Consider the following 21592-nt stretch of genomic DNA (forward strand, 5'->3'; position numbering starts at 1 on the left):
AGGACTTGCTGTAATGGGAGCCATGAGTGCAGACCGATGGTCAGGGTCGATGCGGCGACTACCTTGTAGCTCAGCAGTCGCCTAGAACCCCGGCTGCAGGTTCCGCCCCTGAATCCGTCCTCGGCACGGGGTGCTCCCCTACCATGAGGACATGGTGACCTCTCGGATAGTTCAACTCCGCTTGGGCGCGTTCAAGTCGTTCCGGGGGAGCGTGCTCCCGTTGGGGGGTACAACCCTCTTAACCGGCCGAAACAGCTCCGGGAAATCCAACGCCCTGGATGGGCTCGAGGTACTTGCTCGTCTCGCTGAGGGCGAGGACCTTGTCGATGCCCTTGACGGACGCAGGCGCGAGGGCGGGGCGGTCCGCGGTGGGTCCGCCGGTTGCGCGCCTCACGGGACCGACCGTTTCGAGTTAGGTTGTTCGGTCGAATTAGGCTCCGACCGCTATGATTACGATCTGGAAATTGAGGTAAGGCCCGACTTGCGCATCGTTTCGGAGCGTCTCTCTGGACCCGGCGTGGCGGTCAGTAGCGGAAAAACCTCGGTCGGTCCCCTCGTTGAAACGAAGACCGCACTCAGTGCCGGCACTGGCATTGAGGCGGAGCTTCACAATGGCAAGCGGGGTAAGAATCCTCCGCACAAGTTTCGCGATAGCCGTCTAGTTATCAGCCAAATCCCATTGGCGTTGAGTGGAAGTGATATTGCAGAGCATTCCGTCTTGAGGGGTGCAGAGGCGGTATTAGTCGCCCTTCGAGGGGTTTTCCACTTCGACCCAGTTCCTCATCTCATGCGAGACTTCGTGTCTGGGCGCGATGTAGACCTCAGGAGAACCGGCGAGAACCTGTCGGCGGCGCTTCGGAATCTCGACAGAACTGATCGGGCGGCGTTCGAAGAGATTACCGAGTTGGTAAGCAGGATTGCCGATGATCGAGTAAAAGGTATTTCCTTCGTCTCGTCGGATCTTGGCGACGTGATGTTGGCTTTGGAAGAAGTCCGCGGATCTGTGGGCGGAATGGCTGAGCGGACGCCCGCACGGCAGATGAGTGATGGGTTATTGCGATTCATTGGCATTGCAACTGCTCTGCTTTCGTCTCAACATGGTCTTGATGTGGACAATGAAGTAGCGGCGCGTCTTGATCAGGGTGACGAGAATTCGACTGGCGGGGTTCTTATTGTCCTCGAAGGGCTAGAGAATGGTCTACATCCTTCCCAGGCGCGACGGGTCTTGGAACTAGTCCGAAAAAGTAGCGAGGCTGCCGGAACAAGTGTGCTTCTTACGACGCATAGTCCAGCGCTGCTGGATGCCGCTGAAGGCAGCCTCAACCAGGACATCATCGTGTGCCACCGCGATGCGACCACGGGATACAGTCAATTGAGTCGGCTCACCGATCTGCCAGGATACGCGACCGCGCTGGCCGAGGGGACGCTGGGGGTCGCTGTAACGGCCGGAAAGCTCGTCGATTCGACGCGGGAGGACCGCGATTACAGTGAGTTTCAACAGCTACTTGGAATCAGCTGATGTCTACGGTGGTTTTCATCGACACAAGCATCCTCTGCAATATGGGCAATCTTCCAGAAGAAGATGAGCGATCTCAGCATCAGTAGCTGAGTGAAGAGCGGGGACTGATGATGACTGCCTTGGCGCTCGCCGGGATCGGTGCGCTGGTCGTCGCCGCGACCTTCGCTCTCGCCCCCTTCCTTGGAGGTGTCTTCGCCGTCGGATTCCTCATCTACCTAGTGACCGCCTGCATCACGGCGGCGGTGGTCGGCCGCGGTCGTCGACAGGTCCTGCCGGTGTACGCGCTGCCGGTCGTCGGCTGGATCGTCTCGGTCATCGCGTACACGGGTCTCGACGCGCAGATGAGCGGGACGCTCGACCTCGCCTGAGTACCGGGCTTCGGAGCGATGTTCGCGGTCTGGCCGGCGATCCATGTCCTTCTCCTTGGTGCAGCGAGACGTCGTCGGACGAGGAGGTCGTGAGGCGCCCCGCCTGCTGCCCCGCCCACGCGCTGGCGGGCAGGGCGGCGGGCGGGCGCGGGCGGCGTCAGGACTTCACTGTCGACATGGGCTCGGTGATGCTCTCGAGGCTGCGGCGCTCGGCGTCGACTCCGTAGATCAGGGCGATGACGCCGCCGAGGATCATCACGCCCGCTCCGACGACGTAGCCGATGGTCGGCGGGCCGCGGTCGTCGCCGTGACGCCGTAGGTGAGGAAGATCATCTTCCGGCGGCGCCAGACGTCGAAGAGGTGCCTCAGCACCAGCGGCCCGATAAGGTTGCCGATCGCGAACGGGAAGAAGAAGTACGACACGGCGCTCTGCTCGACTCCGTAGAAGTTCTCGAGCACCAGCGCGTAGGTGAAGAAGATCGCGTTGTAGAGGAAGGACTGCGTGATCATCATGGTCGCGCCGAGCAGCGTTTGTCGCCGGTGGCCGGGCGGGTGTATTCAGCCGCTCGCGTCCTTAACCGAGGTCGAGAGTGCCGGGAACCGCCCCGAGGTCCGGATCCGTCGCTCCAGACCTCGGTTCCTGACAGCGCGGTCCGCCGCCGCCTAGCGTGGGAGGCATGATCGATGCGACGCCCGCGGGCACCCCCACCTACGTCCTCAGCGAAGGTCCTGTCTGGGATGCAGACACCGCCCGGCTCACCTGGGTCGACATCGAGGCGGGCGCGGTCCTCTCGGCGCCCCTCACCGCCGAGGGGATCGGCGCGATCTCGCGCACCGACGTGGGCGAGCAGGTCGGCTGCGCACTGCCGCTCGGCGACGGGCGGACGCTGGTGGCGCTGACGCGGTGCCTCGCGATCCTCGAGGTCGACGGCTCCCTCACCCGCGGATCCGAGCTGCTGCCCGAGGGGCACCGCTTCAACGACGGCACGATCGACCCGCAGGGCCGGCTCCTCATCGGCTCCCTCACTCTCGGCGAGTCGGCGGGCGACGATGTGCTGCTGCGGATCGAGCTCGACGGATCCGTGACGGTGCTCGACGACGACCTGCGGCTCTCGAACGGCCTCGGCTTCTCGCCCGACGGTGCCGTGCTGTACTCGGCCGACACCGAGTCGGGCGTGATCCACCGCCGCTCCTACGCGGGCGGCGAGCACGGCGCCCGCCAGCCGTTCGTCGCTCTCGAGGAGGGCGTGTTCGCGGACGGCCTCACCGTCGACGCGGAGGGCCGCGTCTGGGTGGCGGTCTGGGGCGGCAGCGGCGTGCGGGTGTTCGAGGCCGACGGCCGGCCGGTCGAGGGCGAGGGCATCAGGATCGACGCGCCGCATTCCTCCAGCGTCGCCTTCGCGGGCGAGGACCTCGACATCGCGGTCGTCACCTCTGCGTCGCGCGACCTCTCGGCGGACGAGCGGGCCCGCCACCCGTTCGCCGGCGGACTGTGGATCGCGCGGCCCGGCGCCCGCGGACGCCTCGCCACGCGCTGGGTGGAGGGGCCGCTGCCCTGAGGGACGCGGCCCCTCCACCCAGCGCCGGGTCGGCTCAGGCCGAGTAGCCGTTCACGTAGTGGACGCCGTCCGACCCGGTGCGGTTCGTGCTGAAGTAGAGCTTCCCGCTCTCGGCGTTGATCCCCACGCCCTCGATCTCGAACTTCGGGTAGTCGGTGCTCGTGATGTCGATCTTCACGTCGGCGCTGGACGATCTGGATCCCGACGTCGCCGACGTGATGCCGTCGTACACGAGGACCCTGCTCCGGTTGCCGCTGGTGACCGGCCGGTAGAGGCGCTGATGTGCGGCGTCGTAGTGGATCCCCTGCGGGTCCCAGCCGCTCGGCCTGTTGTTCATCGTGAATGCCGTCGTGAGTGGGATGTCATTCGCGGTGCCTCCCTGAGCGGTCACATCGAGGCTCCCCCGGTAGACCTGGTCGCCCGAACTGAAGAAGAAGTCGACGGTGTTGCCGCTCTGCGAGATCTTGCTGAGTCCGCTGACACCGATCGGCGTCGAACCGGAGAGGATCGTGTAAGTGTGATCCCACTCGTAGCTGGTGCCGTTGTACTTCAATTTCACCAGCTGCTTGGTGCTGTCCGCTCCGCTGCGGCTGTCGAACATCGTGACCACGAACATGTAGGTCTGACCGCCGACGCTGGCGATCTGTATGTCGTTGGCGTGTCCGAGCCAGGTGTTGACGTTCGAATTGCTCGTCGCATTGCGCATCAGGACCCGCTCGCCCGATACCCGGTCGACCCGGTAGATGACCGACTTCGTGTGATTCGTGTCGGTCTTGATGCTGTAGAGGTAGTTGGTCGTCACCGCGAACCCCTGTGAAGCCGTACATGCGTCGGAGCCGCAGTCGTAATCCGGAATCTCGGCCTTCGTCGTGTAGTCGCTGTAGGTCACAGCCGCCAGACTGGGTGTTCCGACCGCGATGGTCGTCCCCACGACCAGAGTGATCAGAGCTGCAAGAGCGCTTCGTGCCTTCATTCGTTCCTCCCCATTGACAGTGACCGAGTTCGTGAATCTCGATCACCTAGCACCGTAGTCCGGCTCGTCCCGGCTCGTCGATCTTTTCCGGTGAGGTCCGCACAACAACCCGCTCGCCGGCGCCGCTACCCGCTTTCTCCGCGCCGCGGCTCAGGCCCTCGGCTCGGTCTGCTCCGATGCCGGCTGCGGCACGAGGGTGAGCCTCGAGATCCGGTAGCGGTCGGTCTCGGCGACCCGGAGGACGTGGTCGCCGACGACGACGGAGTCGCCCACGACCGCGACCCGTCCGATCCGGTCGAGGACGTAGCCGCCGACGGTCTCGTAGGGGCCTTCGGGGAGCTCGATCCCGAGCTGCTCCTCGAGGTCCTCGAGGATCATCCCGCCGTCGACGTCGTGCAGCTGCTCGGCCGCTTTCGCGTCGACCTCCTGCCGCGCACCGTCGTACTCGTCGTAGATCTCGCCGACCAGCTCCTCGAGCAGGTCCTCGAGGGTGATGATGCCGTCGGTTCCGCCGTACTCGTCGATCACCACGGCGATCTGGTGGCCGTCCTGGCGCATCGTGCGCAGCGCCGTCAGCACCTTCGTGGTGCCGGGCACAGCGAGGATCGGGCGGGTGATGTCGGCGACGCGGCTCGCGGTGCCGGCCTTCTCCGCCTCCGGGAGCGCCGCCATGAGGTCGCGCACGTGCACGAATCCGAGCACATCGTCGCGGTTCTCGCCGACGACGGGGTAGCGCGAGTGCGGCTGGCCGAGCACGGCGCTGTACCCTTCGGCGACGCTCAGTTCGCCGCGGAGGAAGTCGACGTCGGGCCGGGGCCGCATCACCTCGGCGACGCGCCGGTCATCGGCCCGGAAGACATCGGTCAGGAGGCGTCGGTGGTCCTCGTGGATCTCGGTGTTGCTCGAGATCATGTCGCGCACCTCATCGGCCGAGACGCTCTCGCCCTTCTCGCGCGGGTCGGCACCGAGGAGGCGCACCACGGCGTCGGTGGAGACCGACAGGAGCCAGATCAGCGGTCGCATGAGGCGGGCGAGGACGTTGAGCGGCGGCGCGAGCGCCTTCGTGAACGCGACGGACTTCTGCATCGCCAGGCGCTTGGGCACGAGCTCGCCGAGCACCAGCGAGAGGTAGGCGATGACGAGGGTCATCAGGATGAGCGCGACGGTGGAGGCGGCTCCGCTCGAGAGCCCGAGCGACTCGAGCGGAGGCACCAGGTCGGGCGCGATGGTCGAGGCGCCGTACGCGGAGGAGAAGAAGCCGGCGAGGGTGACGCCGATCTGCACCGCCGAGAGGAAGGTGTTGGGATTGCGGACGAGCTCGGCGATCCGGCGGCCCCGCTCGCTCCCCGCCTCGATCGCCCGGACCTGGCTCTCGCGAAGGCTGACGATCGCCATCTCGGTGCCCGCGAAGACGCCTCCGACGAGGACGAACAGCACGACGAGGCCGATGTTGAGGAGGGTGTCGAGATCCACGCGGATCAGAGTAGGGACATCAGCCGTGAGAACGCCTCTCGGTCTTTCAGAGTGCGGGCCGAGGGAGTCGGCGTGCGCGCGGGAGGTGCGGTGCGCGAGCGCGACGACCGCGACTCCTGGACGGTGGGAGGAGTGTGGGAGGGCGACCTAGGGTGAGCACATGCATCCGCTCGACGCACAGGACCCGCTCGCGCACTGCCCGGAGCTCTTCGTCCGCACCCCCGAGGTGCGCTCGTACCTCGACGGCAACTCGCTCGGCCGTCCCCTGCGGGCGAGTGTCCAGCGGCTGACGCAGTTCGCGGAGGAGGAGTGGGGCGGCCGCCTGATCCGAGGCTGGGAGGAGGGCTGGCTCGAGCTGCCGCTCCAGGTGGGCGACGCGCTCGGAGCGGCGGTCCTGGGGGCCGCGCCGGGGCAGGCCGCGGTGGCCGACTCGACGACCGTGCTGCTCTACAAGCTCGCCCGCGCCGCGATCGCGATGCAGGCGGAGGGGGCGCGCGACGAGATCGTCGTGCACGCCGACGACTTCCCGACCGACCGCTACGTGCTCGAGGGGATCGCGGCCGAGACCGGTAGCACGCTGCGCTGGATCACGACGGTTCCGGAGCGCGGAGTCGGCACCGAGGATCTCGCTTCCGTGCTCGGCGAGCGGACCGCGCTCGTGCTGCTCAGTCACGTCGCCTACCGCTCCGGGTTCCTCGCCGATGCCGCCACCGTCACCGCGCAGGCGCACGCGGCCGGCGCTCTGGTGCTCTGGGACGCCTCCCACGCGGTCGGCTCGGTGCCGCTCGAGCTCGACTCGTGGGGCGCTGACCTCGCCGTCGGCTGCTCCTACAAGTACCTCAACGGAGGTCCGGGGGCGCCGGCGTGGGCGTACGTCGCCTCCCGGCACCAGGAGGCGCTTGCGCAGCCGGTGCAGGGTTGGATGGGGGTCGCCGACATGTTCGAGATGGCCCCGGGCTATCGGCCTGCCGCGGGGATGCGCCGCGTGCTCAGTGGGACGCCGCCGATCACCGGGATGATCGCGATGCAGGACATGATCGCGCTGATCGCCGAGACGGGCATGCCCGCGGTGCGCGCCAAGTCGGAGGCGATGACCGCCTATGCCCTGGAACTGATCGACGAGTGGCTGGTGCCGCTCGGGGTGCGGGTGGCGACTCCGCGCGACCCGGCCGAGCGCGGCTCGCACGTGACCATCGCGCACGAGTCGTTCTCGGCACTGGTGCCCCGGCTCCAGGAGGCGGGCGTGATCCCCGACTTCCGCCGGCCGGACGGCATCAGGATCGGGCTCTCGCCGCTGTCGACGACGTTCGCGGAGCTCGAGCTCGGGCTCGCGGAGATCCGGGACGCCCTGCGCTGACCCCGGAGCTCACGGCCCGGTGAGCAGCTGCTGGAGGCCGGCTCCGTAGAGCTCGACGACCTCCTCGAGCGGAGCCTCGCGCAGGTGGACGTCGTCGTAGACGACGAGCGCCGTCATCAGCCCGACGAGCTGTGCCGCGAAGAGGTGTGCTCTCGTCTCGGCGTCGCTCCGAGGGATCAGCGGGGCGATCGGGACCACGAAGCGCTCGATCATCGAGGTGGCGAGGGTGGCGCGGATGTCGGGTCGGCCGGAGGCCCGGACGATCGTGCCGAAGACGACGAGCCCGCCGCGTCCGCGGGACATCATGATTTGGCGGACGACGCGACGGCCGAGTTCCTCGATCGGCCCCTCGATCATCGCCTGGAGCGCACCCGTTCCATCGACGGTCTCGATGAAGAGCGCCTCTTTCGAGCCGAAGTGACGGATCACGATGGCCGGATTCACGTCGGCCACCGCAGCGATGTCGCGGATGCCGGTCGCCTCGAAGCCCCGCTCGGTGAAGAGGCGGGCGGCGGAGCGGCGGATCTCGTCCTTCACCGCCGCCGACCGGTCTCGGCGTGCGGACCCCTGGCCGGCCATGTGGTTCCCTCCTGAGGTTCTCGGCTCCTGAGAATCCTCGCGCTCGGCACCGAGGAACCTCGACGGCGAGAGCATCTTGACTCCAGCGTAAACGTCGATTACGTTGCAAACACCGTTTACTTTGTAACCACCGTTTACCTTTCGAGGAGCCCCCGTGTCGAGCCCGACCACCCCACCGCCCACGCCCGTCGGCGACCCGCCGCGACCTGCGAGCTCCGTGCGCACGGCGCTCCTGGCGCTCCTGCTGCCGCTCTTCTTCGTGATCGTCTTCCCGCTCGCGTTCGTCAGCGCTCTGCACCACCCCGCGCCGAACGACCTCCCCCTGCTCGTCGTCGGCCCCGACCAGGTGGTGGCGCCGATCGCGGAGGGGCTCGACAGCACCGCGGAGTTCTCGGCCGAGCGGACCGACGTCGTCGCCGAGGCGCGCTCGGGCGTCGAGGAGCGGCGCTACGACGGGTCGATCGAGATCTCGCCCGTGGCCGCCGCCGACCCATCGGCCCCTCCGGCCTTCACCGTGACGACCTACGTCGCAGGGGCGGAGGGCCGCTCGGTCGCCGGCGCCGTGCAGGGCGCCGCCGCGCAGGTCGCCGCCCAGCTCGGCACCACGGCGACCGTCGTCGACGTGGCTCCGCTGGCCGCGGCCGACAGCCTCGGCACCGGCCTGTTCTACCTCCTCACCTACACCTCCCTGGGTGCCTACCTGGTGATCATCGTGCTGATGCAGGTGATGCCCGGTGCGCCGCTGCGCCTGCGCTACACCGCGATCTCGATCGCGGCCGTCGTCGCTCCGCTGATCGTCTTCGGGCTCTCCTCGATCTTCCTCGGCGACTACGGAGCGAGCTTCGGCTCGATCGCCGGCCTGCTGGGCGTGAACGCGCTCTACGTCTTCACCGTGGGCTGTGCGGCGATCCTCATCGAGCAGCTCCTGGGCAAGGCGGCCACCTTCGGGATCATGGCGTTCGTCGTGTTCATCAACTTCCCGAGCGCAGGAGGTGCCGGCCCCGCGGCGATGCTCCCCGGCTTCTGGCAGGGCGTGCACGAGGTCTACTTCGGGGCGGGGGCGATGGAGGCGTTCCGCTCGATCGTGTACTTCGGCGGCAACGGCGCGGGCCGCTGGGTTCTGCAGCTGCTCGCCTGGACGCTCGGGCTGATGCTGGTCACCTTCGTCGTGCACCTGGGCAAGACCGTCCGGAGGCAGCGCGCCGAGCTCGCGGATCTCGCCACCGACTCCGCCCCGCCCGCCGAGGCGTGGAGGGCGCCGGAGCAGCCGCGTCACGCCCGCATCGAGACCGTCGTCGTCGACGGTGAGCTGCTCGAACCCGACGACGCCGAGGTCACGCGGCGGTCGATCACCGCCAGCGAGTCCACCACCACCGGAGAGGGAGTCCTGCGATGAGCACGACCGAGCCACGACCGTCCACCCGCACTGCGGGCATCGACCTGACGATGCCCGAGAACCACCTCGATGTCGTCGCCACGCCAGGATCCGTGGACCCCTCGCGGACGGCGTCGCTGCGCACCCGCCTCATCGCGGTGATCTCGATGCCGCTGTTCTTCCTCGTGGCATTCAGCCTCGCCTACGTCAGCGCCGGGCACGCGCCGGTGCCCCACGACCTGGCGATCACGCTCTCGGGCCCGGCGCAGGTCACCGACCAGCTCGCCGATGCGCTCGAGGAGCGCGCGGAGGGTGCCTTCGATGCGAGCCGGGCCGACTCCGCCGAGCAGGCGCGGCAGGCGGTCGCCGATCGCGACGCGGTCGGAGCCGTGATCGTCGACGGCTCGACCGTCACCACGGTGATCGCCTCGGGAGGCGGACGCCTCGCCGCCGCCGTCGTGCAGCAGGTGGGTGACCAGGCCGCGGCGCAGCTCGGCACGACGGCGACGATCGAGGACGTCGCTCCGCTGCCCGCCGACGATCCCGGAGGCTCCGTCCTCTTCTTCTTCCTGGTCATCTGCACGGTCGGCGCGTTCCTCAGCATCACCGCGATCAGCCAGGCGATCCCGCGGGCGGGAGTGAAGGCCCTGCTCGCGACGGCGGCCGGCGCCGCGCTGCTCGTGCCTGTCCTCGGCTTCTCGATGATCAGCCTCTTCGTCGACTTCGGTGTCGACTTCGGCCAGGTCGCGGCGGTGATCGGGGTCGGGATGCTCTACAGCTTCACGGTCGGGGTGATCGCGACCCTGCTCACGCTGCTCCTGGGGCAGGGAGCGGTGCTGGCCGAGATCCTGATCCTGGTCGCCCTCAACTTCCCGAGCGCGGGGGCCAGCACGCCGGAGTCGATGCTGCCGCCGTTCTGGCAGGTGGTGCACAACGGCTGGCTCGGCTCCGGCGGCTTCGAGGCGATGCGGGGCATCCTCTTCTTCGACGGGGCGGGTATCGGCCGCTGGCTCCTCCAGCTCGGAATCTGGACGGTCTCGGCGCTCGTGCTGACGGTGCTGGTCGCGCGCCGCCGGAAGCGGGAGGGCGCGGTGGAGGTGCCCGCGGCGGCGTCTGCGGTCGCCGGCTGACGACCCGGTCAGCGCGCGCGGCGTGTGCGGCGGTCGTTCTCGCGCCGGAGCGCCTCGACGAGCTCGGTCTTGGTCATCCGGGAGCGGCCGGAGACGTCGAGGCGTTTGGCGAGATCCATCAGGTGGGCCTTGGAGGCGTTGGCGTCCACTCCGCCGGCGGTCTCGCCTCCGCCGTCGGGCCCGTGGCCGGCTGCGCGCGAGTCGGAGGGGCCGGCGGCGGCCTTGCGCTCCCAGTGGTCGCCGACCTTCTCGTACTCGTGCTTCAGCGCGGCGAACGCGGTGCGGTGGGCGCGTTCGCCCTCGCCGTAGCTCTCCACGGCGGAGTCGTGCGCGGCCGACCAGAGATCCTGCGCGTGCTCGTCGGACCGTTCGATGGTCGACGGCATCCGTTCCTCGCGGGGCATGGCGACCTCCCTCTCGTCTCGGCGACGCTACCCGCCTTCCTCCGGGCCGTCACCCGTTTCGCGGCCGCCACCCGGCCCGCGCGATGCACAGGGGCGGCAGCGCTCGCAGTCGCATCCTGCTCAAGAGGGGTCAGCCCAGGAGGCGGTCGCGGAGGTAGTCGCTCGCGAAGCGGCCCGAGGGGTCCCACTCGGCCCGGAGCGCGCGCCACTCGGCGAGGTGCGGGTAGAGCGGGGCGATCTCGTCGGCTCGGGCCAGGAAGTGCTTGCCCCAGTGCGGGCGGGCGCCGAGCGGGAGCAGAGCGCCCTCGACCGCGGGGAGCACGGCGTCGACTCCGGCCCGGTCCTTCGCGAAGGTGAAGTGCACGCCGACGCTGTCGCGGCCCTGGGCCGGGGAGAGCCACTGGTCGTCGGCCGCCATCGTGCGCAGTTCGGTGATCAGCAGCACCTCGTCGATCCGCTCGCCGATCGCGCGGAGGGCGACGATCGCCTCGCGGATCCTCTCGCGCGGCACCATGTACTCGCTCTGGATCTCGTCGCCCGCGCTCGGCTCGCGGTCGAGGCGGAAGTGCGGGAGTCGTTCGGACCACGGCCCGATCGAGCCGCCGAACGGGTTGAGGTTGGAGTCGACACCCTCGGACACGGCGAACAGGCTGGCCGCGGCGGCGACCGCGCCCAGGTGCGTCGCGTCGACGTCGGCGACGACTCCGCTCTCGACCCGGGTCTTCAGCCAGAGCTGCTCGACGGCGGGGCTCGACCAGTGCGTCATCAGGCTGACGCTGTAGGCGGAGGAGGTGATCGCCTCGAAGTCGTCGAGCACGCGCTCCCAGGGCAGGTCGACGAACGCGTCCTGCCGCACGTCGAAGGTCGGCTGGACGTCGAGGGTCACCCGGGTGACGACGCCGAAGGCGCCGAGGCCGACGACGACGCCCTCGAAGCCGGGTTCTCCGCGGCGAATCGTGCGCAGCGAGCCGTCGGCGGTGACCAGCTCGAGGGCCGAGACGGCGGAGGAGAGGTTGGCGTTGCCGTCTCCGGAGCCGTGGGTGCCGGTCGCGATCGCGCCGGCGACCGAGATGTGGGGGAGCGAGCCCATGTTGTGCAGGGCGTAACCGGCGCTGTGCAGGTGTGCGGCGAGGACGCCGTACCGGGTGGCGCCTCCGACGGTGACGGTGTTCGCCCCTGCGTCGATCTCGGGGTCGGAGGGCAGGCGGCCGAGGTGCAGGAGGACGCCGGGCGTGTCGGGCAGCGCGGTGAAGGAGTGGCGGCTGCCGAGCGCGCGGACGCGGTCGTTCTCGCGGACCAGGCGCTGCACCTCCTCGATCGACTCGGGCTCGATGATGTCGGCGGCGCGGTACTCGTAGGTGCCTGCCCAGTTGCTCCGGTGCGTCATGCGTCCATTCTGCCGCGCCGTCCTGCGTTTTGTTGTCATCGGCAACGAACGGACCGCCGGCTACCGCGGCTGCGCACCTGCCGAGCGGGCCCGGGTCGCTCAACCCGGTCCGGCCCGCGGGAACTCACTGTTCTCGCGAGCCGGACCGGATCCGACGCGGCGGGCGGCACCCGTGCGCGCCCGTCGACGGTCCCGGAGGGGTCAGCGCCGGCGTCGCAGCAGCGCGTCGCCCGAGAGTCGGCCCGCGCCGGTCAGCGCGAGCGCCGCTGCTCCGGCGGCGAGGACGAGGACGAACTCGATTCCGCCGGTGGCCGCGAAGAACCCGTTCGGAGCATGCACGACGACGAGGGCGACCAGAGCGGTGATCGCGAGGCCGGCGGCGGCGATCCTGGTCATGACGCCGACGATGATCGCGGCACCGGCGAGCAGCTCGGTGAACGCCGCCACCGGAGCGAGCGCGGCCGCGAACGGGATGCCCATGGCGTCGAAGCCCTCGGTCGTCGCGCCGAGTCCGTCAATGGCGATCTTCTGCCAGCCGTGGGCGATGAACACGGCGCCCAGGGCGAGTCGGAGCAGGAGCAGCCCGAGCGAGGTGCCCAGCGCAGAGGACCTGTGTGAGGTGGGGGCGGTGTCGGGTCGGTCGAGTGTTGCGGTCATGGCGGGCCTTCCGGTCGGAACTGAGCTCGAGCTGAGCGGGGGATACACGCCATTGTGATGAGAACTCGACTGTAGGCAGTGCCCGCGGAGAGATGCGCTCCGCGCGGCGGTCTGTGAGATTTCACGCAGGTTCCGCTCAGCCGGAATGCGTCCACCGCGCGTCCGGCTCGCAGGATCGTGCTAGGCCCGTCAGACCCCGCTGTGCGGCCCCGGGACCAGCCGCGACGAGCTCGTTGCAGCGAGCGCGCCGCGTCCCGCTGCGGGATCCGAGGGGAGCGACGCTCACGGAAGCCTCGCGCCGCAGGCCGCCGGCGTGCGAGCATTCCCTCAACCCCTCGGCGATGCCGACCTCTTGAGAAGGACCTGCGCGATGACGCCTCCCGCCCCCACCCGTCCGCTGGCCTCCGGGCTCGTCGCCCTCCTCGCCGCCGGAGCGCTGCTGCTCGGGGGCACCCCCGCCCTGGCCGAGGACGCGCCCCTCACGTCGACGCGGGAGGACCCCGGAGCGCCGCTCTCGGCCACCCGCGAGGACGCCCCCGAGCTCACCCCCTCGGCCGACGCCGCAGCGCAGGCCTCCGGCCAGTACTACAACGCGCTCGTCGGAGGCGAGGAACTGGCCCGCGGAGAGCGCATCACCTCGGAGCGTGACGGCGGCTGGCGATTCGAGATGCAGACGGACGGCAACGCGGTCATCTACGACCCGAGCGGTCGCGCGACTTTCGGCACGGGCACCGAGGGCCGGGGCGACCACCTCGTCATGCAGGCCGACGGCAACCTCGTTGTCTACTCCTCCGGCGGCCGCCCGGTGTGGAATACCGTCACGCCCGACGAGCCGAACGCCGCGGTGATCATCCAGGAGGACGGCAACCTCGTCGTCTACCGCGAGAACGGCACACCCGCGTGGGCCAGCAGCGTCAACGGCCGGATCGCGGAGCCTCCGATCGACACACTCTTCGCGGGGCAGACGCTGCGGGCGAACCGCCAGCTCACCTCCGAGAACGGCCGGTTCACCGCACGGATGCAGGACGACGGCAACCTCGTCGGATACGGCCCGCAGGGCGTCGTCTGGAACACGGGCATCCGCGGCGCCGGTAACCGTCTCGTGCTGCAGGAGGACGGCAACGCGGTCGTCTACGGCGCCGACGGTTCGGTCAGGTGGTCGTCGGACACCCGCGGGACCGACCTGCGCCTCGGCATCACGAACGCCGGCTCGCTGATCATCGTCAACCAGGACGGCTCAATCATCTGGACCAGCCAGGCCGCACTCCCCTCGAGCACCCTCTACGCCACGAACGGACTCGACGCAGGCAGCCTGCTGCGCTCGCCCAACGGCGCCTACCGCGCTCTGATGCAGGCCGACGGCAATTTCGTGGTCTACGGACCCTCCGGCCCGGTCTACTCGACCGGCACCTCCTCGGCGGGGAGCGCGTTCGTCCTCTACGACGACGGCGTCATGGCCGTGGTCACCCGCGACGGCTCGGTGACCTGGTCGGCGTCGGCCTCGCCCTCATCGGTCGCCCCCTACCGCCTGGTTCTCCAGGACGACGGCAACCTCGTGCAGTACGACGGGCGCGGCGCGCCCAGCTGGTCGATCCGCTGATCGGCTCGTCGCGCTGCCGAGGGACCCTCGATCGCTCGGGGTTCCCTCGCTGATGAGCCACTGGGTGACGCGTCAGGAGGGCGGGAGGCGGCAGGCGTAACAGGACGGCCCGGCCAGCGCGGGTCCTCCGGGGCGGCGGACGCCGTGAAGCCGAGCGCTCGGTAGAACCCGATCGCGTCGTCGTCCGTCTCGGCGAGGAACGCCGCGGAGGGGTGCCGGCGCCTGATCTCGGCGACGATCGCGCGTCCGCTGCCGCGGACCGCCGAGGCGATGTACTCGATCGTGACGGCTCCGAAGCCGACCTGGTGCGCGGCGAGGCGCCAACGACGCCGCCGTCGACGACTCCGATCACGCCGAGCCCGGGCAGCTCGTGCTCGCGGATCGCCCGCAGCGCCGTTTCGTCGGCCTCGGCCGCCCGCCACAGCAGCCGCACCGCCTCGGGTGTCGCGAGGTCGTCGGCGTCGAGCTCCCTGATCAGCACCGCCCATCCTGGCGCACCTCCGGAACCGTCCGCACTCCTCCGACCGCCGGACACGGCCGCTGACGGCCGGAAGACCCCCGGACTCGTCCGAGGGTCTTCCAGCCGCGCTCTGCGCGCTACGCCGGGCAGGTGCCCGAGAGCACGACGTTGACGTAGCCGGCTCCGTCGCTGCTCATCGTCGAAGCGGACGACACGCCCCGGCGGATGACCGTGTCGCGGTAGTAGATCGCGTCTCCCGATCGGAAGAACTCGTCTCCGAGCGCGGTCGCGCCGCTCGGGACCGAACCCCACGTTCCGCTGAGGGTGCTGCCGGTGTAGGTCTGCGCCGTGCCGCCGTCGAGGACGATGTCGACAGTCGACTCGGATCCTGCCGCAGCGCCCGGCTTGTGCACGTGCGCCGAGCTCACCCCGGAGGCCACGAACTGCTCGCCGAAGAAGAGGTTGCTGCCGGACAGGAAGTACCCCGCGCCCAGCGCGGTCGACCCCGAGCCGGTGCTGGCGATCGTGCTCTCCTGCACTCCGTTGAGGAAGACGGCCGACCCGCCTGAGGCGAAGACGACCGTGGCGCGGTCGCCGGAGCCGTCGCCCGCGACCGCGGACGCCACGTTCTCGGCGACGAGGGTTTCGTTGTAGTAGAGGGACTTCACGCTGCCGTTGGTCAGGTAGTAGTTCGCCCCGAGCGGCGTGACCGACGCTCCGGTCGAGGAGAGCGAGCTGACGAGCACGCCGTCGCGGTAGGTACGTGACCCGCCCGAGGCCTGGACGACGTTCACCCAGTGCCCGTCCGAGCCCACGCGCAGAGAGGTCGCGGCGGAGGCCGCTCCCGTCTGCACGATGTCGTTGCCGTAGTAGAGGGTGCCGTCGGGGGTGAGGAAGTAATTCCCGCCCAGAGCCGTCGCCGTCGAGGGGACCGACGGGTAGCTCGCGAAGAGGCCCTCGTTCTGCCAGACCTCGGCGCCGGTCGGGAGCGGCGTCACCGAGATCTGCTCGGAGTCGACGAGGCCGTTCCACGTCGCGGTGATCGCGCCGGGGGTGGACGAGTCGGTGGTGATCGCGGGCAGCGTCGCGGTGCCTCCCGACGTGGGGAAGGTTCCGGAGGTGCTGCCGTCCGAGAAGGTGAAGCCGGCCGGCAAAGTCACGCGGATGGGGGAGCCGTCCGGAGCGGGCTGCCCGTTCTGGGTCGCCCTCACCTGCACGCCCGTGAGCTCGCCGCACTGCTGCAGCGCATACGGTCCGTTGACGAACTCGAGGGCGGCGGCGTTCGACGCGGCGAGCGCCGGGGTGGCGAAGGCGGCGGCGACGACCGGGATGGTCCAGGCCGCGCCCTGGACGAGGGTGCGTCGGCGGGGACGGCCGCCGGACACGGAGTCATCGGGGATCGTCCATTCGGATCCGGTGGGGATGCGGTGCTCGTGGGCGGAGGAGTTCTTGTCGGCCATGGTGGCTCGCCTTTCCTGTCAGTGGTAGTGCGTGTGTGGGGACGTGAAAGAGGCTCGCCACTACCGTCACCGGGAGGGGCCTTCTCGCGGAGAGACGGGTGATCCGCGCACCGGATTTCGGTGGATCGGCGTCCCCGCCTCTCCGTGGCTCGGCCGATCCGGCGTCGGCGGTGACCATGCTGGTACCCGCTTCTCGCGGATCGGAGCGGAGGCGACCATGGCTGCGAAGGCCGATCGACCGGTGCACGCGGAACGGGATGTCTCCCTCGCAGGCGTGGACGCGGCGATGTGGTTGGCGGCGCGAGGCCTGGACACGGCGTCGAGGTCGCCACCCGCCCGCATCGCCGCGGACTCGATCGAACTGCGGGACCTCGCGTTCTCTCGGACCTGGGCGACGCCCCTCCGCTTCTCGGCGCGCCTGACCGAGGAGGACGCCCTGCTGATGACCGTCGTCTCGGGTGCTCTCGACGTCGAGGTTGACGGCTCGGTCCTCACCGTCAAGGCCGGAGGGTCGCTGACCCTGGGCCCGCAGCCGGAGGCGGTCGTCACCGCGAGCCGGCCCGTCGCCTGGATCCTGGTGCGGCTGCGGCGGTCGCTGTGGGAGGACCCGCGCGTGTCGAGCGCAGCTGTCACGACGCGATCACTGCCTGCGCTGGGGACGACCAAGGTGCTGATCGCGCTCGTCAACTCGCTCCTCGCCACCTCCATCGATGCTGATGCGAGGGCCTGGCGGCACCTGAGCTCAGCCGTCGAGGAGACCGTCCTCGCGCTTGTCCACGAGCACGCGCCGCGTGCCGACGCGTCGACGGCGACCACGGCGGAATGGGTGCTGTTCTCGCGCGCGATGGCGATCATCGACGCCGACTCCTCGGACACCGGACTGACCGTGGCCGAGCTCGTCCGGCGGGTGAACTCGTCGGCGACGCGGGTGGGCCGGGCGTTCTCGGTGCACGGCACGACGGCGGCCGAGCAGATCCGGCTGGCCCGGGTCCGGACCGCTCAGCGGCTGCTCGGCGCGGCGCGGGTCACCTCGCAGGAGGAGCTTGAGGCCGTCGCTCGCCGCGCGGGGTTCCGCACGGTCGCCACCATGTGGCGGAGCATCCGGCGATCGCGCCCGGCAGCCTCCGGGTGACGTCCCACCCTGGCGTACCCAGGGTTCCCTCGGCGAGGCCCGCGTCAGCGCGAGTGGTGCCGGCCGATCGGCAGCACCAGCGGGGTCCGCGACACCGGGTCCTCGATCACACGCGACTCCATGCCGAAGACGGCGCGCACCGTCTCGGGCGTCACCACCTCGGCGGGGGCACCGGAGGCGTAGAGCGCGCCTGCGCGGACCGCGAACAGATGGTCGGCGTAGCGTGCGGCGAGGTTCAGGTCGTGCAGGACGATCACGATGGTGGTGCCGCGCGAGCGGTTGAGGTCGGTGAGCAGATCGAGCACCTCGACCTGGTGGGACACATCGAGGTAGGTCGTCGGCTCGTCGAGCAGCAGCACGTCGGTCCGCTGTGCCAGAGCCATCGCGATCCACACCCGCTGCCGCTGCCCGCCGGAGAGCTCGTCCACCGGCCGGTCGGCGAGCTCGAGCGTGCCGGTCGCACGCAGCGCGTCCTCGACGATCGCGTCGTCGTCGGTCCCCGAGCCTCGGCCGAGGAATCCCCGGTGCGGATAGCGGCCGCGCGCGACGAGGTCCGAGACGGCGATCCCCTCCGGGGCGATCGGCGTCTGCGGCAGCAGCCCGACCTGCTGCGCGACCTGCCGCGTCGGGAGGCGGTGGATCGCCTGCCCGTCGAGCAGGACCGCTCCGTTCCGCGGTGTGATCAGCCGGGCCATCGCCCGGAGGAGGGTCGACTTGCCGCAGGCGTTCGCTCCGACGATCACGCTGATCGCCCCCGTCGGCACGGTGAGCGAGAGCCCGTCGACGACGACGCGCTCGTTGTACGCCAGCGTCACGGCGTCGGCGCTCAGGGTGTGCGGTGCGGTCACAGGGAACCTCCGGTGCGATTGCGGCGGGCGAGGAGCCAGAGCAGGAACGGGGCGCCGAGAGCGCCCGTGACGACTCCGACCGGGAAGCGGGCGCCCGAGAACACGGCGCCGACGACGTGCTGCGCGAGCAGATCGGCGGCGAGGACGACCACCACTCCGACGAGGGCGGAGGGCATCAGGAGCGAGCGGGCGCTCGGCAGCAGGCGGTGCGCGATCGGACCGGAGACGAACGCGACGAACGCGATCGGCCCCGTCGCGGCGGTCGCGACGGCGACGAGCCCGACTCCGACCGCGAGCAATGCCAGCCGGCTGCGGCGCACGTCGACGCCGAGGGCGCTTGCTGACTCGTCGCCGAGCTGGAGCACCGAGAGCCTGCCGGCGAGCAGCAGGGCGAGCGGCACGAGCACGAGCATCGACAGTGTCAGCGGCGGCACGCTCGACCACGCGGCCGAGTTGAGACTCCCGCTCAGCCAGCGCAGCGACTCCTGCACGTCCTCGAAGTCCGCGCGCGTCTGCACGTAGGCGATCACGCTCTGGAACATCGCCGCGACCCCGATGCCGATCAGGATCAGGCGCGCGCCGATCACTCCGCCGCCCTCGGCGAGGCTCGCGATGAGCAGCGCCGTGGCGAGACCCGCGGCGACCGCGATCACCGAGACCGCGCCTCCCGAGAGACCGAAGAAGGCGATGGCGACGACGGCCGCGGCGCTCGCGCCCGAGGTGATGCCGATGATGTCGGGACTCGCGAGTGCATTGCGCAGCATCGTCTGGAAGATCACCCCACCCATCCCGAACCCGACGCCCACGAGTACCGCGGTGATCGTGCGGGGCAGGCGCAGGGTGCCAACGGTGAAGGAGGCGCCGGGCACGCTCTCGCCGAGGACCACCCGGATCACCTGCGGCACCGAGTAGACGGTGCTGCCGACCGTGAGCGAGACGACGACGAGCGAGAGGGCGAGCGCGGCCAGCACGGCGCATCCGATCACCGTCCGCCGTCGACGCACCCTCCGCCCCGCGGTGATGCTCGCGATCACAGCGCGCGCACCTTCGAGCGGCGCACGATCGCGATCAGCACAGGGGCGCCGATCAGGGCGGTGACGATCCCGACTTCGACGTCGCTCGGCCGGGCGACCACCCGGCCGACCACGTCGGCGACCAGCAGCAGAAGTGCCCCGAGCAGAGCGGAGGAGGGGAGCAGCCATGCGTGCGCGGGCCCGGTGACGCGGCGCGCGAGGTGCGGTACGACCAGGCCGATGAATCCGATCGGGCCGGCGATCGCGGTCGCGGCTCCGCACAGCAGCACCGCGGAGACTCCCGCGAGCATGCGGATGCGCCCCACGCGGCGGCCGAGGCCCGTCGCCAGCTCGTCGCCGAGCGCCAGCGCGTCGAGCCCGCTCGCGCTCGCGAGCGCAAGCACGAGGCCGATAGCGAGGAACGGCAGCACCTGCACGATGCTCGTCGGGTCGGCGCTGCCGACTCCGCCGACCTGCCAGAAGCGGAAGCGGTTGAGCGTCGTCTCCTGGGTGAGCAGGACGGCGCTGATGAGCGAGGTGAGCGCGGCGGCGGTGGCGGCCCCGGCGAGCGCCAGCTTGAGCGGAGTCGCGCCCTCGCGGCCGATCGACGCGACGGCGTAGACGAAGGCGCCGGCCGCCGCCGCGCCGAGGAACGCCAGCCCGATGAACTGCGGCACGCTGGTCGCTCCCACCCCGGCGATGCCGAGTACCACCGCGAGCGAGGCGCCGGAGTTGAGGCCGAGGATCCCCGGATCGGCGAGCGGGTTGCGGGTGAGGCCCTGCATCACGGCTCCCGAGAGTCCGAGTGCTGCGCCGACCAGGATCGCGAGAACGGTGCGCGGCACCCGTCCCTGGACGGCCGCATCGACGATGGAGGCGGGATCGGGGGCGGTCAGCGCCGACCAGACCTCGGTGAGCGGGATCTCGCGCGAGCCGTAGACGAGCGAGAGGATGCAGGCGACGGCGAGGGCGACGAGCGCCGCGACGAGCGCGAGCATCCGCCGCCGTGCACGCCCTGCGGCGCCCCGACCGCGAGTGTCCTCGCGTCCGGGGCGCCGCAGTGGTGCAGGTGGTCTGCTGGTCACGACACCTTGTCGGCGGCTGCGGCCAGGCCGGCGGTGTACTCGTCGAGCACCCAGGGGATGCTGAGCAGGTTCGGCGAGGAGGTGGCCATGGCGGCCGAGGAGCCGTCCTTGAGCACGTAGACGGATCCGCGTGCGACGGCAGGGATCTTGGAGAGCAGCGGGTCGGCCTGCAGTGCCGCGAGGGTGGTGTCGTCGCCGTAGACGACGAGCACGTCGGCGTCGAGCTGGTCCGCGTTCTCGGAGCTGAGGGTGCCGCTGAACGCTTCGGAGTCGCCCGAGAGCTCGGTGACGCTGGGGGCGACGTCGAGGCCGAGGTCCTCGACGAACTTCACCCGCGCGTCGTTCGGCGTGTAGTACGTGAACGAGCTCGCGTCGGTGGGGTCGTACCAGCCGTACATGAAGGTGGTGCCCGCGAGCTGCGGGTACGCGGCCGTGGCCTGGCTGATCTCGCTCTCGACCTCGCCGACCTTCGCGACCGCCTCGTCCTCCAGGCCGAGTGCGGCTCCGTCGAGCTTCGCCGAGTCCTGCCACGTCGTGCCCCAGGGCAGGCCCGGGTAGGCGACGGTCGGGGCGATCTGGCTGAGCGTGTCGTAGTCCTGCTGGGTGATGCCGGAGTAGGCCGAGAGGATCACGGTCGGCTCGAGGTCCGAGATGGCCTCGAAGGGCACACCGTCGGTCTCGTCGAAGAGGGCTGGAGTCTCGGCGCCGGCAGCGTCGAGTGCCTCCTTCGTCCACGCGAGCAGGCCGTCGCCGTCCTCGTCGCCGTAGGAGGCGCGGGTGAAGCCGACGGGGGTGACCCCGAGCGCCAGGGCGACGTCCTGGTTCGTCCAGCTCGTGGCGACGACGCGGTCGGCCGACTCGACAGTGGTGCTGCCGAACGCGTGCTCGACGGTGACGGGGAGACCCTCGCCGGTCGAGGCGGCGCTGCTCTCGGAGGTGCCCTCGGAGCCGGCGTCGGCTCCTCCCGCGCAGGCGGTGAGCAGCAGGGCGGCGAGGCCCATCGAAGCGACGGCGGTCAGGCGGAGGGGGGTGCGGGTGGCGGGCACGATGATCCTTCGGAGGAGGGTGAGGTTGCGAAGGTTACCCTAACCTAACTGCCGAGCGTGGGCCAGTTGCCCAGCGCATCGGTCTGCGCTCCCGAGTCGATCCGGTCGCCCGTGCGGGATGGACTCTGTCCCGTGACTGTCGGAGCGGCAGGCGTGCTCCGATGCTG

20 protein-coding genes are annotated in these 21592 nt (G+C 70.2%); 8 read left to right on the forward strand and 12 right to left on the reverse strand.

Features of this window, described 5'->3' with window-relative positions; genetic code table 11:
* Positions 1-151 precede the first annotated feature (151 nt).
* Together GSU10_RS01505 and GSU10_RS01510 are read left to right on the forward strand one after the other, a co-directional pair.
* Positions 152-1519, forward strand: a complete 1368-nt coding sequence (locus tag GSU10_RS01505; RefSeq protein WP_068208617.1) for an AAA family ATPase — start codon at positions 152-154, stop codon at positions 1517-1519.
* Positions 1520-1626: 107 nt separating this feature from the next.
* Positions 1627-1887: a hypothetical protein gene (locus GSU10_RS01510; RefSeq protein ID WP_068208593.1), complete on the forward strand. Its 261-nt coding sequence runs from the start codon at positions 1627-1629 to the stop codon at positions 1885-1887.
* A 255-nt stretch (positions 1888-2142) separates the two neighbouring features.
* Here GSU10_RS01510 and GSU10_RS01515 read toward each other — a convergent pair whose 3' ends face one another.
* On the reverse strand, positions 2143-2400 hold the full coding sequence (locus tag GSU10_RS01515) for a hypothetical protein (protein ID WP_068208592.1): 258 nt from the start codon (positions 2398-2400) through the stop codon (positions 2143-2145).
* Between the two features lie 164 nt (positions 2401-2564).
* Here GSU10_RS01515 and GSU10_RS01520 point away from each other — a divergent pair, with 164 nt between their 5' ends.
* On the forward strand, positions 2565-3446 hold the full coding sequence (locus GSU10_RS01520; protein ID WP_068208591.1) for an SMP-30/gluconolactonase/LRE family protein: 882 nt from the start codon (positions 2565-2567) through the stop codon (positions 3444-3446).
* 34 nt (positions 3447-3480) lie between these two features.
* Here GSU10_RS01520 and GSU10_RS01525 read toward each other — a convergent pair whose 3' ends face one another.
* Both GSU10_RS01525 and GSU10_RS01530 read right to left on the reverse strand, forming a co-directional pair.
* Complete coding sequence (locus GSU10_RS01525; RefSeq protein WP_132505423.1) at positions 3481-4419, reverse strand: hypothetical protein; 939 nt, start codon at positions 4417-4419, stop codon at positions 3481-3483.
* 150 nt (positions 4420-4569) lie between these two features.
* A complete protein-coding gene (locus tag GSU10_RS01530) occupies positions 4570-5892 on the reverse strand; it encodes a hemolysin family protein (protein WP_068208583.1) in 1323 nt (440 codons plus the stop codon).
* Between the two features lie 160 nt (positions 5893-6052).
* Here GSU10_RS01530 and GSU10_RS01535 point away from each other — a divergent pair, with 160 nt between their 5' ends.
* Positions 6053-7249 carry a kynureninase gene (locus GSU10_RS01535; RefSeq protein WP_068208580.1) on the forward strand — a complete coding sequence of 399 codons (1197 nt, stop codon included), beginning with the start codon at positions 6053-6055 and terminating at the stop codon, positions 7247-7249.
* A gap of 9 nt (positions 7250-7258) precedes the next feature.
* On the opposite strand, the gene GSU10_RS01540 is transcribed toward GSU10_RS01535, so the two are convergent.
* The gene (locus GSU10_RS01540; RefSeq protein WP_068208578.1) at positions 7259-7828 is read right to left on the reverse strand and encodes a TetR/AcrR family transcriptional regulator; all 570 of its coding nucleotides are present in this window, start codon (positions 7826-7828) and stop codon (positions 7259-7261) included.
* Positions 7829-7982: 154 nt separating this feature from the next.
* Between GSU10_RS01540 and GSU10_RS01545 the strand changes: the two genes are divergently transcribed.
* Together GSU10_RS01545 and GSU10_RS01550 are read left to right on the forward strand one after the other, a co-directional pair.
* On the forward strand, positions 7983-9224 hold the full coding sequence (locus GSU10_RS01545; protein WP_068208576.1) for a hypothetical protein: 1242 nt from the start codon (positions 7983-7985) through the stop codon (positions 9222-9224).
* On the forward strand, positions 9221-10333 hold the full coding sequence (locus GSU10_RS01550) for a YhgE/Pip domain-containing protein (RefSeq protein WP_132505420.1): 1113 nt from the start codon (positions 9221-9223) through the stop codon (positions 10331-10333). The genes GSU10_RS01545 and GSU10_RS01550 overlap by 4 nt, the downstream gene beginning before the upstream one ends.
* An 8-nt stretch (positions 10334-10341) precedes the next feature.
* Here GSU10_RS01550 and GSU10_RS01555 read toward each other — a convergent pair whose 3' ends face one another.
* The 3 genes from GSU10_RS01555 to GSU10_RS01565 form a co-directional block, all read right to left on the reverse strand.
* A complete protein-coding gene (locus tag GSU10_RS01555) occupies positions 10342-10737 on the reverse strand; it encodes a ChaB family protein (protein WP_068208568.1) in 396 nt (131 codons plus the stop codon).
* 130 nt (positions 10738-10867) lie between these two features.
* The gene (locus GSU10_RS01560) at positions 10868-12124 is read right to left on the reverse strand and encodes a D-arabinono-1,4-lactone oxidase (protein WP_068208566.1); all 1257 of its coding nucleotides are present in this window, start codon (positions 12122-12124) and stop codon (positions 10868-10870) included.
* A gap of 201 nt (positions 12125-12325) precedes the next feature.
* A complete protein-coding gene (locus GSU10_RS01565) occupies positions 12326-12781 on the reverse strand; it encodes a DoxX family protein (protein ID WP_068208564.1) in 456 nt (151 codons plus the stop codon).
* 370 nt (positions 12782-13151) lie between these two features.
* On the opposite strand from GSU10_RS01565, the gene GSU10_RS01570 reads away from it, so the two are divergent.
* A complete protein-coding gene (locus tag GSU10_RS01570; protein WP_068208562.1) occupies positions 13152-14381 on the forward strand; it encodes a hypothetical protein in 1230 nt (409 codons plus the stop codon).
* A gap of 597 nt (positions 14382-14978) precedes the next feature.
* Here GSU10_RS01570 and GSU10_RS01575 read toward each other — a convergent pair.
* Complete coding sequence (locus tag GSU10_RS01575) at positions 14979-16301, reverse strand: hypothetical protein (RefSeq protein ID WP_068208559.1); 1323 nt, start codon at positions 16299-16301, stop codon at positions 14979-14981.
* Positions 16302-16518: 217 nt separating this feature from the next.
* Between GSU10_RS01575 and GSU10_RS01580 the strand changes: the two genes are divergently transcribed.
* Positions 16519-17433, forward strand: a complete 915-nt coding sequence (locus tag GSU10_RS01580; RefSeq protein ID WP_068208556.1) for a helix-turn-helix transcriptional regulator — start codon at positions 16519-16521, stop codon at positions 17431-17433.
* A 44-nt stretch (positions 17434-17477) separates the two neighbouring features.
* Here GSU10_RS01580 and GSU10_RS15385 read toward each other — a convergent pair whose 3' ends face one another.
* The 4 genes from GSU10_RS15385 to GSU10_RS01595 all read right to left on the reverse strand — a co-directional run bounded on the left by GSU10_RS15385 (position 17478) and on the right by GSU10_RS01595 (position 21425).
* Positions 17478-18281, reverse strand: a complete 804-nt coding sequence (locus GSU10_RS15385; RefSeq protein ID WP_068208554.1) for an ABC transporter ATP-binding protein — start codon at positions 18279-18281, stop codon at positions 17478-17480.
* Entirely contained in the window at positions 18278-19315 is a 1038-nt protein-coding gene (locus GSU10_RS15390) for a FecCD family ABC transporter permease (RefSeq protein ID WP_241972925.1), read from the reverse strand. Before GSU10_RS15390 ends, GSU10_RS15385 begins: the two co-directional genes overlap by 4 nt.
* On the reverse strand, positions 19312-20292 hold the full coding sequence (locus tag GSU10_RS01590) for a FecCD family ABC transporter permease (protein WP_068208546.1): 981 nt from the start codon (positions 20290-20292) through the stop codon (positions 19312-19314). The genes GSU10_RS15390 and GSU10_RS01590 overlap by 4 nt, the downstream gene beginning before the upstream one ends.
* Positions 20293-20375: 83 nt before the next feature.
* Positions 20376-21425: an iron-siderophore ABC transporter substrate-binding protein gene (locus GSU10_RS01595; RefSeq protein ID WP_241972924.1), complete on the reverse strand. Its 1050-nt coding sequence runs from the start codon at positions 21423-21425 to the stop codon at positions 20376-20378.
* Positions 21426-21592: the final 167 nt, after the last annotated feature.

Origin of the sequence: Rathayibacter tanaceti (assembly GCF_009834165.1) — a bacterium.
Taxonomy (GTDB): Bacteria; Actinomycetota; Actinomycetes; order Actinomycetales; family Microbacteriaceae; genus Rathayibacter; species Rathayibacter tanaceti.

Coding starts and splice junctions, on each gene's coding strand:
- GSU10_RS01505 (WP_068208617.1), top strand. CDS start 152: ATGGTGACCTCTCGGATAGTTCAACTCCGCTTGGGCGCGTTCAAGTCG.
- GSU10_RS01510 (WP_068208593.1), top strand. CDS start 1,627: ATGATGACTGCCTTGGCGCTCGCCGGGATCGGTGCGCTGGTCGTCGCC.
- GSU10_RS01515 (WP_068208592.1), bottom strand. CDS start 2,400: ATGATGATCACGCAGTCCTTCCTCTACAACGCGATCTTCTTCACCTAC.
- GSU10_RS01520 (WP_068208591.1), top strand. CDS start 2,565: ATGATCGATGCGACGCCCGCGGGCACCCCCACCTACGTCCTCAGCGAA.
- GSU10_RS01525 (WP_132505423.1), bottom strand. CDS start 4,419: ATGAAGGCACGAAGCGCTCTTGCAGCTCTGATCACTCTGGTCGTGGGG.
- GSU10_RS01535 (WP_068208580.1), top strand. CDS start 6,053: ATGCATCCGCTCGACGCACAGGACCCGCTCGCGCACTGCCCGGAGCTC.
- GSU10_RS01540 (WP_068208578.1), bottom strand. CDS start 7,828: ATGGCCGGCCAGGGGTCCGCACGCCGAGACCGGTCGGCGGCGGTGAAG.
- GSU10_RS01550 (WP_132505420.1), top strand. CDS start 9,221: ATGAGCACGACCGAGCCACGACCGTCCACCCGCACTGCGGGCATCGAC.
- GSU10_RS01555 (WP_068208568.1), bottom strand. CDS start 10,737: ATGCCCCGCGAGGAACGGATGCCGTCGACCATCGAACGGTCCGACGAG.
- GSU10_RS01560 (WP_068208566.1), bottom strand. CDS start 12,124: ATGACGCACCGGAGCAACTGGGCAGGCACCTACGAGTACCGCGCCGCC.
- GSU10_RS01565 (WP_068208564.1), bottom strand. CDS start 12,781: ATGACCGCAACACTCGACCGACCCGACACCGCCCCCACCTCACACAGG.
- GSU10_RS01570 (WP_068208562.1), top strand. CDS start 13,152: ATGACGCCTCCCGCCCCCACCCGTCCGCTGGCCTCCGGGCTCGTCGCC.
- GSU10_RS01575 (WP_068208559.1), bottom strand. CDS start 16,301: ATGGCCGACAAGAACTCCTCCGCCCACGAGCACCGCATCCCCACCGGA.
- GSU10_RS01580 (WP_068208556.1), top strand. CDS start 16,519: ATGGCTGCGAAGGCCGATCGACCGGTGCACGCGGAACGGGATGTCTCC.
- GSU10_RS01590 (WP_068208546.1), bottom strand. CDS start 20,292: ATGCTCGCGCTCGTCGCGGCGCTCGTCGCCCTCGCCGTCGCCTGCATC.